The sequence below is a fragment of the Lamprobacter modestohalophilus genome, assembly GCF_016583905.1.
Taxonomy (GTDB): Bacteria; Pseudomonadota; Gammaproteobacteria; order Chromatiales; family Chromatiaceae; genus Lamprobacter; species Lamprobacter modestohalophilus.
Genome location: NZ_NRRY01000016.1, coordinates 65,572 through 77,940 on the forward strand (window position 1 = coordinate 65,572; position 12,369 = coordinate 77,940).

Here is a 12,369-nt window from a genome sequence, read left to right on the forward strand (position 1 = left end):
GTCTTGCAACGCGCAGCTTGAGGCAAAGGGAGAGAGTCGCCTTGATTAAACGTATTCCAGTCGAGCAGCTTCGCTTCGGCATGTATGTGCATAGCCTGAACTGCGACTGGACCGATCACCCCTTTCTGCGCAACCGTTTCTGGTTGGATAGCGATGACCAGATCAGGCGCATCCGTGAGCTCGGCGTTAATGAGATCGAGATTGACACCGATCTAGGCAGGGATGCACCGAGCGCTCCTAGCGTAAGTGAGGTGGCTCAGGATCTGAGGCCAGCATTGGAAGCGGCCGCGCGGCAGCGGCCACCGGCGTTTCGCGCATCAAGCCTCGCCGAAGAGCGTGCTCGGGCGCGGCGGATACTCAGCGAGGCCAACCAGGTGGCAGAGCGGGTGATGGAGGATGCCCGCCTCGGCCGTCAGCTCGAGCTCGATCCCGCTCGTGAGGTGATCGGTCAAGCCGTCGCTTCGATCGTGCGAAACCAAGATGCCCTCATCGGCCTCCATCGCATTCGTTCGGTTGATCGCTACACCTTCGAGCACTCAATCAATGTCGCCGTCTTGATGATTGCTTTCGCGCGCTCGCTTGGGCTAGAGCCGTCGCTGATTGAGGAGATTGGCTTAGGCGCGTTGCTGCATGATGTGGGCAAGAGTCAGATTCCGGAAGACATCCTGAACAAGCCCAGCAAGCTAACCCCGGCCGAGTTTGAGGTGATGCGCAGCCACGTTGATCTCGGCCATGAGATCTTGGCACAGACCTCGGGCATCTCAGCGACCGCACTTGATATTGTTGTCGAGCACCATGAGCGCATCGATGGAAGTGGTTATCCAAAGGCGAAGTCAGGCGCATCGATCTCGCGTTTCGGTCAGATGGCGGCGATTGTTGACGTCTATGACGCGCTGACAACCCGGCGTGTCTATCACGAGGCCATGCCGCCAAACGAGGCGCTGCGAAGTCTCCTACAGTCAAGCCCGCAGCAATTCGATCGTGCCCTGATTCAGCAATTCATTCGTTGCGTTGGCATCTACCCGATTGGCACCCTGGTCCGGCTCGAGAGTCAGCGCCTCGCGGTGGTGGTCGAGACTGGGCGCGAACAGCTGTTAAAGCCTGTCGTCCGTTTGGTGTTCGATATCAATAAGCACCAACGTCTGATGCCGCAAGACATCGATCTTTCCCGTCCCACGGCCTATGGACAAGATCGCATTATCGATGCGGAAGATCCTGCCGATTGGGGTCTACGCCCGGAGTATGTGCTGCGGTAGAGCGTTGGGCTAGCTGTCAGCCTGGCGCCTACGGACCAGACGCTATGTTCGTTAGAACGGCTGGGTGAAGTACTTGATCTGATGCTCGATGAGCTTACCGATGGTCTCGATGAACTGGGGTGGATGTGCCACGAAACGGCCACCGATCAGGAAATATCCCTGAAGCGTCTTGGCCCATTGCACTTGGCAGATCACCTTCTCGAAGTGTTCGGGCCAAGGCGGCGGAAGCTCCAAATCCATCTGCAGTCGAGCATTGCGCGGGCACATCGCCTGCACCCGGGCGATGGCATAATCGGCGCGCTGCTTTGCTGGTATCGAGCGCACATGCTCAGAGAGTCCAGTATCCGGGTCGTCCTCCGGGTCTAGGATTGGGATGGCGATCTGACAGCCGCTGGTGCTCAGATCCAGCACCGTGACTGACAGCGGGGCTGCGGGGAGCTTCTCTTGCGAGGCTGACCGATCTTCGCAAGGCGGACACTCACTCTCGGAGCGCGCGAGGCGAGCCGGTATACCGCAGCCGATGCGCGCCTCATCGCGCACGGCGACATCCTGGAAATCCTGAGGATAAGAGACGATCAGCATCGGAAACGGGTCGCGTGAGTGCAAGATGATCTGCGACCTGAAGCCAAAGGCGTGTCCATCCTGCAGGAAGCGGATGATGCAACTCTTGTCGTCGGGCTCCAACAGCCGTTGTTGGCCGACCAAGGGCTCGTCGAGCAATAAGTATCGCGGCGGATGAGCGCCGACGATGCGGGCAACCGCCTTGCGCTGATTGACGCCGTTTCGGCGCTCGACGACGACCTGTGTTCCAGGAATGAAGAGCTCGGGGGAAAGCGTTTTTGGCATGCCTGGCCTTATCCAGCAAGATGGCCAATCAGCGCAGCGATGTTGGCTGTAGGTGCGCGCCAGTTGGATTGAATGGCGCGGAAGAGTCCACTATCGAGCCGATCGATGTCAAGTTTATCGCAAGCGTTCGGTTTGCACAGAGAATAAGATCCAAGCAGCAATGGAGACATCGGGTTGTCTCTGGAAGCTTGCGCCGAAGACGACCCGGGCGACGGTTCCTTAGATTCGATTGGCGTTGGTAGATGTGGCGCGAGCAAAGCGCTTCAGAGCGTTGGCGCGCGCCTTGAACGCCGCTAAGATGAGATTGTCTACTTGCATCGTGACCTGAGACTGGGTGCCTTGCTCGGCTTGCAGCCTTGCCAACGCCGGTATCACGCCACCGTCGCCACCATCCCGGCCTCTCCGTGCCAGTAGCCATCGCAGGGGCCAACCGGCATCAGCGCATTGAGCTGGCTGCTGGCCTCAGCGGGATCGACCGCGTCACTCAGCGCTTGGTGGAACAGCTCGATCACCTGGTCCATCTGCTGCGATTGCGGGCTGATGCGTAAGATGTCGACGCCAAGCGCGCGCATCGCCGGCAGTTCGGCGAGCAGATTGACCGTGTGCGCGGATTGGGTCTGGATGCCATTCAGCACCAGGAACTGCTGATCGTCCTGGGTGTTGACCACCAAGCCGTCCGGGTATTCCATGCAGACATCGCGGCAGTCGTCCTTGGGTAGGTGCTTGTGCCGTGCGGTGAAGCAGCGCGCGGAGTAGGCGAGGGGGAGACGGCCATAGGCCATGACCTCGGTCTCGACGTCAGCGGGCTTGGCGCGCTGCATCTGCTCGAGGGTCTCGCGGGTCAGCTCGACCGGCAGCGCCCAACGTTTGAGGCCCTGCTTGGCGAGTACGCCGAGGGTGCGATCGTTGTAGCAATTGACGCTGGGGCCGATCGCGAACGGTCGGCTGGCGAGCAGATGCACGGCGCCCATGTCGTTGGCCTCGACCATGAACTGTGTCTGCTCGCAGATTGTGCGCAGGCGCTTGAGCTCGGATTCGGCCTCGAGCAGGGTCAGGGTCGAGAGCACGACCTCTTTGCCATGCTCGGTGAGGCGCTCGGCGATCGCCAGCCAGTCCTCGTGGCGGACCTGATTGCGCTTCGAGCAGATGGTCTCGCCGAGATAGACGATATCGACCGGCGCTTCGGCCACCATCGCATAGAAGGCGTCGACCTGCTCCTTTGGCCAGTAGTAAGTGATCGGCCCGAGCGAGAGGCGTGGGCGATGGCCGCTCTGTGCAGCGGCGATTGGGGGCTGTGGATTGTTCATCGTTACCTGTTTCTGGGCCTTCCGGCTAGGCTATGCGGCGGTTTGATCAGAATGGCCGCGCAGCTGACTGAAGCGCTTGGTTTGGCTTGGGCCGATCGTTTGCGTCGATCGCTTGGTTGCCGCCGGTGCTGGTGCTGGACGCTAAGGCTTGCATGGCCAATGTCTAGTCGCACCGATCGGGCGACTCATTGCCAAGGCCGGTGATAGGGGCCAAGCGTGGTCTGGGCGCCTTCGGAGACCTTGCCAAGCGCGGCAGTCCACTCGGGCTTGGGGGCGAAGCTGCTCGGGTTGCGTTCAAAGCTATCGAGCGCCTCGCGCCAGATCTTGGTGACCTGCGCGACATAGACCGGGCTGCGTTGCCGACCCTCGATCTTTACCGCCTTGACGCCGGCGGCTTTCATCTCTGGCAGCAGTTCCATCGCGTTCAGGCTGACCGGGTCTTCGATCGCATGATCGATCTGGCCATCGGTGTTGAAGGTGCCCTTGCAGAGGGTCGGATAGCCGACGTTCTCGCCCTTCGGATGGCGTTGGATCAGCACCCCGCCGAGACGGGTGTCGAGTCCAGCGTCGGTCTCGATCCATTCGACATGGCTGGCTGGCGAGCAGGCGCCATAGGTGTTCGGCGAGCGGCCGGTGGCATAGGACGACAAGATGCAGCGCCCCTCGACCATCACGCAGAGGCTGCCGAAGGCGAAGACCTCGATGTCGACCGGGCTTTGGTCGATGACGTGCTTGACCTGGCTGATCGAGAGCACCCGTGGCAGCACCGCGCGGCGGATGCCGAAGTGCTCATGGTAGAAGCGCAGCGCCTCGTAGTTGGTGGCCGAGCCTTGCACGGAGAGATGCAGATTGAGCGCCGGATGGGTGCGGCTGGCATAGTCGAGCACGCCGATGTCAGCGGCGATGAGCGCATCGACACCAAGCTCGGCGGCCTTATCGACCGCCTGTTCGAAGCGCCCGAAGCCGTCTGGTCGCGGATAGGTGTTGAGCGCGATAAACACGCGCACGCCCTTGCCGCGCGCATAGCGAATGCCCTCGACCATCTTGTTCGGGGCGAAGTTGAGGCCGGCGAAATGGCGAGCGTTGGTGTCGTCGCGAAAGCCGATGTAGACCGCGTTCGCGCCGTTGTCGACGGCCGCCTTTAATGCCGGCAGATTGCCGGCCGGACAAACCAATTCCATCGTCTGGGTTACTCGTGGTTAGCGTGAAACAGGTGCTTCGTCTTCCGGGCTGCGTTGCGGTATCAACCTGACCGTGGATCGGCTGCGTCATCTCCCGTGTAGCGATGCATCATGGCATTGCGGGCGTGGGCTCAGGCGACGCGGTTGATCGCTGATGACCGGAGACTCGATTGCTCCGATGTCAAAGCCCCCTGACAGGTGCCGCGACGGCGCAGCGCATGCTCGATGCCGTTGAGCACCACCCACTTCTTCGAGCACCATTCGGGCGCCAGCAGGATCTCGCGTTGCGCGGTGCCGGTGACGCGGTGATAGAGGACGTCGTCGGGGGTGCGCTCGATGAGATCAGCGGCGATCTCGATATAGTCGTCCATCGCCAGTGGCTGGTAGCCGCCACGGCGCCACTGATGCGCTAGCAGGGTATTTCGGACCACATGCAGCGGATGCAGTTTCAGCCCGTCGGTCCCGAGTGCGATGACGCGCTCGAGCGTCTCCAGCGCGGCATCGCGGCCCTCACCGGGCAGGCCAATAATCAGGTGTGTGCAGACCGGGATGCCGCGCAGCCGAGCCGCGCGCACCGTGCGCCGATAGTCGGCGAAGCTGTGGCCGCGATTGACGCGCGTCAGGGTGCTGTCGAAGGCCGACTGCAGGCCGAGCTCAAGCCAGATCTCGTAGCCCTCTGCGCGATAGCTAGCGAGCAGATCGAGCACCGCATCGGGTACGCAATCCGGCCGGGTGCCAACCGAGAGGCCGATGACATCTGGCTCATCGAGCGCCTGCTGATAGAGGGCGCTCAGGCGGGCGATGTCGTCGTAGGTGTTGGTGTAGGCCTGAAAGTAGGCGAAAAAGCGCTCAGCGCCGGTGCGTTTTCGCAGCACCTGTCGGCCGGCCTCGATCTGCTCGGCGACGCTCAGCTCAGGGGTGGAAGGCTTGGCAGCGCTGCTGGTTGGGCTGTTGGCATTCGGGCTGAACGAGACGTTGTTGCAGAAGCTGCAGCCGCCTCGACCTTTGCTGCCATCGCGGTTCGGGCAGGTGAAGCCGGCGTGAATCGCCAGCTTATGCACCCGGCGCCCGTAGCGGCGGACCAGATCGACGCCGAAGGTGTTGACTCGATCTGCTAAGGTCATAACCGGGTATGAGCGTGCTTGTTAATTAATCGCAGAAAGCCTTAAACCTTCGCAAAAGTCTCGCTGGTTGACATTGAGTCATGTCAACCAGGTTACAGCCAAACAAGCGCGTCATTGTCCACGGTGGTGACGTGCTCTGATCGTCAGACGCACCGGTCAGCGTACGACCCGAGCCGTCCCAAAGCGATCGAATAACACGCGGACGCGATCGCCAGCGACGAAAGACTCGTCGGCGGCTTGGGTGACGGCCATCGTCCGGCCGTTGTCGAGCCTCACGGTGATCTCCAGGCCGCGCTGTCGCGTGACGCCTTCCTCGATGGCCGAGCCGGCGACGGCGCCGGCGAGGCCGCCACCAATGGTCGCGAGTGTGCGGCCGGTTCCGGCGCCGACCTCGTTGCCGAGCACGCCGCCGATGGCGCCGCCAGCGAGAGTGCCGACACCGCTCTTCGTGCCCTCGATCTGTACCTCGCGCACTGCCTGCACGGTACCGAATTCGACATTCTGTGCGCTGCGTGCTTGATCACGGGTATAGGAGGAGGCGGACATGCTGGCCGGGCAGCCGCTGAGCAGCGTGACGATGGTCAACGCCGTCAGGGCGACCACGGCGGTGTAAACATGTCTCGTCATGGCTTGTATCCTCATCGTCAAGTAGGTCGGTTTGGGATGGTGCTCTGATTGACATGGGTGTCTGGGGCTAGGTTTGTACCCTTCGACGCCCGCCTGTGACATTCTTCAATGCTGTTCTGCTCGATCCCTTGCTTCACAGCCGGTCTAGACTTAGCGCGTGGAGCTTACCAGAGGCGCGCGCTTCAACGAACCGGCAAACCCGCCTGCGAACTAAAGAGGCCACTATGTCCAGCCTGCTCATTACCAATGCCGATTGTGTCAACGAGGGCCGTCGGTTCGAAGCCGACATCTTGGTCCGTGAAGGCCGTATCGATGCCATCGGTTCGAACCTGCAGTCGCACGAGGCCGATCAGGTGTTCGATGCGAAAGGTCGCTTGCTGATTCCTGGCATGATCGACGATCAAGTCCACTTCCGCGAGCCCGGGCTAACCCATAAGGCGGATTTCACCAGTGAGTCCCGTGCCGCGGTGGCGGGCGGCATTACCAGCTTCATGGAGATGCCGAACTCGAAGCCGCCGACGCTGAGCCTTGAGGCATTGGAGGCCAAGCATGCCCGCGCTGCTGAGGTTTCACGTGCCAACTATAGCTTTTATTTGGGCGCCAGCAACGACAACCTTGAGGCCATCCGTTCGGTGCAGGTGGCGCAGAGCTGTGGGGTCAAGATCTTCATGGGGGCCTCGACCGGGAATATGCTGGTCGATGATGAGGCCACGCTTGACGCGATCTTCCGTGATAGCCCGCTGCTGATTGCGACGCACTGCGAGGACACGCCGATGATCCTCGCTAAGGAGGCCGAGTACCGTGAGCGTTACGGCGAGGAGGTGCCGATCGAGGCGCACCCGCTGATCCGCTCTGAGGCGGCCTGCTACAAGTCTTCGTCGCTCGCGATCGAGCTCGCGCAGCGCCATGATGCCCGCCTGCATGTGCTGCATCTGACCACTGCCAAGGAGCTGGCGCAGTTTAGCCCTGGGCCGATCGCTGGCAAGCGCATCACGGCCGAGGCCTGTGTCCATCATCTCTACTTCGATGAGCGGGACTACGCCGAGAAGGGCGCGCTGATCAAATGCAATCCGGCCATCAAGCGCCCAGAGGATCGCGAGGCTCTGCTCAGGGCCTTGGCCGAGGATCGGATCGACGTGGTCGCGACCGATCATGCGCCGCATACGCTCGATGAAAAGGGCCAAAGCTACTTCAATGCGCCAGCCGGGCTGCCGCTGGTGCAAGATGCGCTGCCCTCGCTGCTGGAGCATGTACACGCCGGCCGGCTGACGCTAGAGCAGGCAGTGGCCAAGACCAGCCATGCGGTCGCCGAGTGCTACGGGGTCGAGGAGCGCGGCTATCTGCGCGAGGGCTACTGGGCGGATCTGGCTCTAATCGATCTCGACGCCCCCTATCAGGTGGAGCGCGAGCAAGTGCTGGCCAAATGTGGTTGGTCGCCGTTCGAGGGCCGGCGGTTCCGCTCGCGCGTGATCATGACACTGGTCAATGGCGAGGTGGCGTTTGAGCTTCGCGAGCAGGGCGGGCAGGTTAACGATCAGTTGCGTGGTCAGCGGCTGCGCTTTCGTGGGGTGCGCTGAGCGTCGTCTGCGGGCATCTCGATTAGCAACCACTGAAATACGGTTCCTTTATTGCCTCGGATCATTCACCGCCGGTGCTGCCGGCGTTTAAGGTGGTGATCGCCTTCGATCCGATGGTCTCTATTGCAGAGAGGCACCATGCATGTTCTCCCATCCGCAGCCTGACTCACGTCCTGGAACCCAACGCCTAGCGATCGGGCCGCGCCAAGCTGCGCGCCGTCAGACGTTGACGCAGGCATTCCTCCTGGCACTGCTGGTGCTGACTGGTTCTGCCTGGGCGAACCCGTCCGACACAGTCGCTCCCAACACGGCTGACCCTGCCGCCGCCCTAGCCAGTTCAGCGCCGATGCCTAAGGAGCAGGGCTTGCTCAAGGAGGATAGCCAAGATTGCATGCGCTGCCACTGGATGGAGAACATGGCCTATCGCGACCGCGAGACCGGCAAGATCGTCAACCTGTCGATCGATCGCGATGCCTACAGCCACTCGGTACACTCCGAGCTCGCCTGTAGCGACTGTCATGACCGCGGTTTTTCGCACTACCCCCATCGCAGCAGCAGTGCCGACGAGGCCCTGAATTGCGTCGACTGCCATGAAGGCCGGCAGGACGATGGCGCGCCCAACCTGATCGGACTCAAGCACGAGTACGACAAGAGCGTTCACGTCACCGAGGGCGTGGAGGCATTTTCCTGCTTCTCCTGTCACAACCCGCATACCTTTCATCCAGCCCGCGCAGGAGAGTCGGTCGTCGATGTGGTGGCGGAGACCAATAACACCTGCCTGGATTGCCATACCGAGCTGTTAACGCCGGTGCCCAAGGGCCATGAGTGGCTGCCGCGACCGCAGGCCCACTGGGGCTCGGTGCGCTGCCTCGATTGCCATACCCCGCTCGAAGGGCGTATCCCGGAGCGGCCATCACACAACGTGCTGGCTGCGGAAGACAGCAATCGGCTCTGCGTTGAGTGTCATAGCAAAGGCTCAGCACTGCTCAGCCAGCTTTACAATTACCGCGCGGAGCAGGCGCGAGAGCAGGATGGATTTTTTTCTCAGGCGATTTATAACGACGCTTATATCGTCGGCATGACGCGCAACCCTTGGATGGATCGGATTGGCCTGACGGTGATCCTGCTGATGATCCTCGGCGTCGCTGCGCACGGCCTTGGCCGTTATTACATTCGCCGTCGGCAGGAGGACTCGAAATGAGCGCGCTCTACCTCTATCCCGTTTGGCTGCGGCTCTGGCATTGGCTGAACGCACTCCTGTTCGTCACCTTGCTGCTGACCGGTGTCAGCATGCACTTCAGCCTGAATTGGCTGATTCCGTTCGATCTGGCAGTGCCTGTCCACAACACCTGCGGCGTCTTGCTTACCGTCTCCTGGCTGGTGTTCTTGGCCGGAAATCTCTGGGGGGGCAATGGCAAACACTATTTGATCAATCTGCGCACGCTCCCCCGCGATCTGATCGCGCAGACGCGTTACTACCTGTACGGGATCTTTGTCGGTGCGCCACATCCGTTCCATGTGAGCGCCGATCACAAGCTCAATGCCTTGCAGACCCTGAGCTATGTCGGGGTGATGTATGGGCTGATGCCGATCTTGATCCTCAGCGGTTGGGCCTTCCTGTTCTCGACCTCCCTGCCAGAGACCCTGTTTGGCATTGGCACCGTCTGGATTATCGCGATGGTCCACCTGGTCGTGGCCTGGATGCTAGCGCTGTTCCTAGTCGTGCATACCTACATCATTACTACCGGGGAGACGCCGACGACCAACCTCAAGGCGATGGTGACCGGCTGGCACAAGGAGGAGTCGGGTGGTTGAAGGTTGCGGTGACTCGCATTGCAACATCGCCGCAAGGGCTTGTCTAACGAACATACCGCGTCGCCACTCCAGACGATGAGGCGCGTGTTTCACGGTCAGCCTGCTGGTGCAGTGCCAAGCGGCAGCTAAAGCCGCTGGTTTCGGTTAAAGCCCTGTCATTTGTAACGCGTTCTTCGAGACTTAACGCCATGAACATCCGCTCCCTTTTCGCAACCAAGACGCGTCGCCGCCTGGCCATCGTGCTCGCCGTGATACTGGTGCCGGCGGTGCTCTACAAGGTGGTCTACCCGCTCTTTTTTGACGCCTACACTGGCGTGAAGAACGCCCCACTGACCTATGATACGCAAAGACTCACCGAGCCCGAGTTTGACCAACTGGCGCTTGAGCTGACCGAGCAAGTGCGTCGTGAGCGTGCCGAGGCGACGGTGACCGAGGATCGGGATGCGTTCGCCCGTGAGGTCAAGATGGACATCCTGATGAACACCCCGTCCTTCATCGAGGAAAGCGGCTATCCGCACATCCAGTACTTCCGCGAGGCCGGCATCCTTGAGTATAAGGGGCCGGAAACCTGTCTCGAGTGCCATGCCACCATCGACGTCACCCACGGAGACGGCAGTGTGACGACGGTGGATACTTTGGATGACATCGTCAATACGGTGCATTTCAAGTTCCAGACGGCTGAGGGCGGCGCCTTCTCGACCTATGGCTACGACGGCCGACAGGTCAACGCTGAAGGCTCACGCAAGATCCCGGTCGGCAAGATCAACCGCGCCTGCGGTATTCCAGGCAGCTTTTCCTGGACTGGCTGGGCTGCGCTGGTTGCCAGTCGACCCGAGCTTGGTCCCAAGCAGGGTCTCGAGGGTGAGGCCCAAAGCTCACCGCTGTCGACCGACCCGCCGACCGCTGAGGGCATCGCGCTCGCGATCGATGATCCGGGTGCCGAGGGCCATGGGGTGAGTGAGGGTGTCGCCGATGGCGTTGTTCTTCGCAGCGAGGGCTGCGGCCAGTGCCACATCGGTGGTAACTATCATCCAGCCACCGAGAAGATGATGCCGGTCGGCGACGTGCCTGATATGGCCAAAGAGGGCATCGACTGTCTGATCTGCCATGCGGCCGAGTACGACATGAATCAGCGCTACGTGATCCAGGACAAGAAGGGCTTGCGCTGGAATCAGGATCGCAGCATGCGCGCGGCCTTAACGGTTGGACGTGCCGCGAATCAGAACTGCCTCAACTGCCATCAGCACAACATGGGTGGTGACGCCTATATCCATAATGTTGCCGCCAAGCACCTCGGCGACAAGCATCAGCGCTTGCTCCATACCGGCGCCAAGCGCGGTAACCCGTTTAGCCCCGAGGCCGATGCCCATGCTGCCGCTGGCATCAAGTGCACCGATTGCCATGTACCGGAGGGTCACAAGATCCCGCGTGGCCGCAAGGGCGTGGACCTGGTTGCGAGCGATCTGCCGCACAAAGAGGTGAGCTGCGAGAGCTGCCATTCCGAGGCCCCGCATAACGTCTCGGAGCATCGCGCGTTGCTCAATGGCCATGTCACCCGGCTGGCCTGTGAGACCTGCCACATCCCGAAGCTCGAAGACAATAATGTGGTCCTGCGCGATTGGGTGCACCCGACCTGGGATGCTGAGGAAGGCATCTGGACGCCCACCGATATTTTCCGCTCCGGCAAGCCGGGTGAAGGGCTGATGTACCTCTGGTTCAACGGCAACGGCACCTTCCTGGCCAATGCGCTTGGCAGCAACCCCGAAGGCGATGGCAGCTACAACCCGCTGATGGAGCAGATCGCGCGCATCGATAACCCGGACGTGATCGCCGCCGTTCGCGCTAGGGCCGAGGAACTGAAGCAGCAGTATCCCGATATCGATGTTGACCGTTACGTCGAGATGGCCACTGATCCGCTCTCGCAGCTGACCCCTGAGATGCTCGAGAAACGCCGCAAGATGGTGGCCGAGAACCTGAAGACAGCGATGGAAGACGGCGAGAGCCGCATCTATCCGTTCAAGCCCTTCAACGCCATGATGTACGAGGACATGAACAACCAGGGGCCGTTCGGCGCGATGATCTTGCCGTTCGATTACGCCACCTACTACGAGACCGGCGACACCCGCGCCTCGGTGGCGAAGGCGATCCAAGACCCGATCGTGCTGCGCATGTACCAAGAGCCGTTCAAGCTCTACATGATGGATGAGTTCATGGCGTACTTCGGCGTCGATGGCTGGAAGACCATCTACCCGCTGACCGAGGATAAGCAGCTCGGGCCGCAGGTCGAGCCGCACTGGATGCGCCAGATGGGCACGCTGATGGTCAATCACGGCATCCAGCGCAAGGGCCACGACTGCAAGGCCTGCCACCAGCCCGACGGCATCCTCGACTACGCTGCGCTTGGTTATCCACCGGAGCGGGTAGCCGAATTGTCCTCGATGGACATCATCGAGGAGATTGAGCCCTAGCAGCCGACTCGCTGTGTCACTTGCAGCGGCGCTTCGGTCTCCCGAGCGCTGCTGCCTCGGTCGGTGCAAGGGCGCTGCCGAGACCGGCAATTCGTTTGCCCATGCTCTCTTTGATGGCTTAACGTGAATCTCAGGCGATTCATTGTCCGGGCTGGCGCCGCGCCATGA

Annotated in this window: 10 protein-coding genes; 5 read left to right on the forward strand and 5 right to left on the reverse strand. The window is 61.3% G+C overall.

Annotated elements, in window-relative coordinates; genetic code table 11:
* Positions 1-41 precede the first annotated feature (41 nt).
* Positions 42-1,256, forward strand: a complete 1,215-nt coding sequence (locus CKO42_RS11355; RefSeq protein WP_200243841.1) for an HD-GYP domain-containing protein — start codon at positions 42-44, stop codon at positions 1,254-1,256.
* Positions 1,257-1,307: 51 nt separating this feature from the next.
* Here the strand turns inward: CKO42_RS11355 and CKO42_RS11360 are convergent, their stop codons facing one another.
* The 5 genes from CKO42_RS11360 to CKO42_RS11380 all read right to left on the reverse strand — a co-directional run bounded on the left by CKO42_RS11360 (position 1,308) and on the right by CKO42_RS11380 (position 6,341).
* Positions 1,308-2,102 (reverse strand): flagellar brake domain-containing protein, encoded by a 795-nt coding sequence (locus CKO42_RS11360; RefSeq protein ID WP_200243843.1) that lies wholly within the window; start codon positions 2,100-2,102, stop codon positions 1,308-1,310.
* A 371-nt stretch (positions 2,103-2,473) separates the two neighbouring features.
* On the reverse strand, positions 2,474-3,409 hold the full coding sequence (gene ubiV / locus CKO42_RS11365; RefSeq protein WP_200243844.1) for a ubiquinone anaerobic biosynthesis protein UbiV: 936 nt from the start codon (positions 3,407-3,409) through the stop codon (positions 2,474-2,476).
* A gap of 185 nt (positions 3,410-3,594) precedes the next feature.
* Positions 3,595-4,590, reverse strand: a complete 996-nt coding sequence (gene ubiU, locus CKO42_RS11370; RefSeq protein ID WP_200243845.1) for a ubiquinone anaerobic biosynthesis protein UbiU — start codon at positions 4,588-4,590, stop codon at positions 3,595-3,597.
* Positions 4,591-4,721: 131 nt separating this feature from the next.
* Positions 4,722-5,714 (reverse strand): tRNA modification radical SAM protein MnmL/YtqA, encoded by a 993-nt coding sequence (mnmL, locus tag CKO42_RS11375; protein ID WP_200243846.1) that lies wholly within the window; start codon positions 5,712-5,714, stop codon positions 4,722-4,724.
* Positions 5,715-5,870: 156 nt separating this feature from the next.
* Complete coding sequence (locus CKO42_RS11380) at positions 5,871-6,341, reverse strand: outer membrane lipoprotein (RefSeq protein WP_200243848.1); 471 nt, start codon at positions 6,339-6,341, stop codon at positions 5,871-5,873.
* A gap of 224 nt (positions 6,342-6,565) precedes the next feature.
* Between CKO42_RS11380 and CKO42_RS11385 the strand changes: the two genes are divergently transcribed.
* The 4 genes from CKO42_RS11385 (at position 6,566) to CKO42_RS11400 (ending at position 12,201) form a co-directional block, all read left to right on the forward strand.
* Positions 6,566-7,918, forward strand: a complete 1,353-nt coding sequence (locus tag CKO42_RS11385; RefSeq protein WP_200243850.1) for a dihydroorotase — start codon at positions 6,566-6,568, stop codon at positions 7,916-7,918.
* Between the two features lie 142 nt (positions 7,919-8,060).
* Positions 8,061-9,119 (forward strand): cytochrome c3 family protein, encoded by a 1,059-nt coding sequence (locus CKO42_RS11390; protein ID WP_200243851.1) that lies wholly within the window; start codon positions 8,061-8,063, stop codon positions 9,117-9,119.
* On the forward strand, positions 9,116-9,733 hold the full coding sequence (locus CKO42_RS11395) for a cytochrome b/b6 domain-containing protein (RefSeq protein WP_200243854.1): 618 nt from the start codon (positions 9,116-9,118) through the stop codon (positions 9,731-9,733). The genes CKO42_RS11390 and CKO42_RS11395 overlap by 4 nt, the downstream gene beginning before the upstream one ends.
* A 188-nt stretch (positions 9,734-9,921) precedes the next feature.
* A complete protein-coding gene (locus CKO42_RS11400) occupies positions 9,922-12,201 on the forward strand; it encodes a nitrite reductase (RefSeq protein WP_242479315.1) in 2,280 nt (759 codons plus the stop codon).
* The last annotated feature ends 168 nt before the right edge of the window (positions 12,202-12,369 follow it).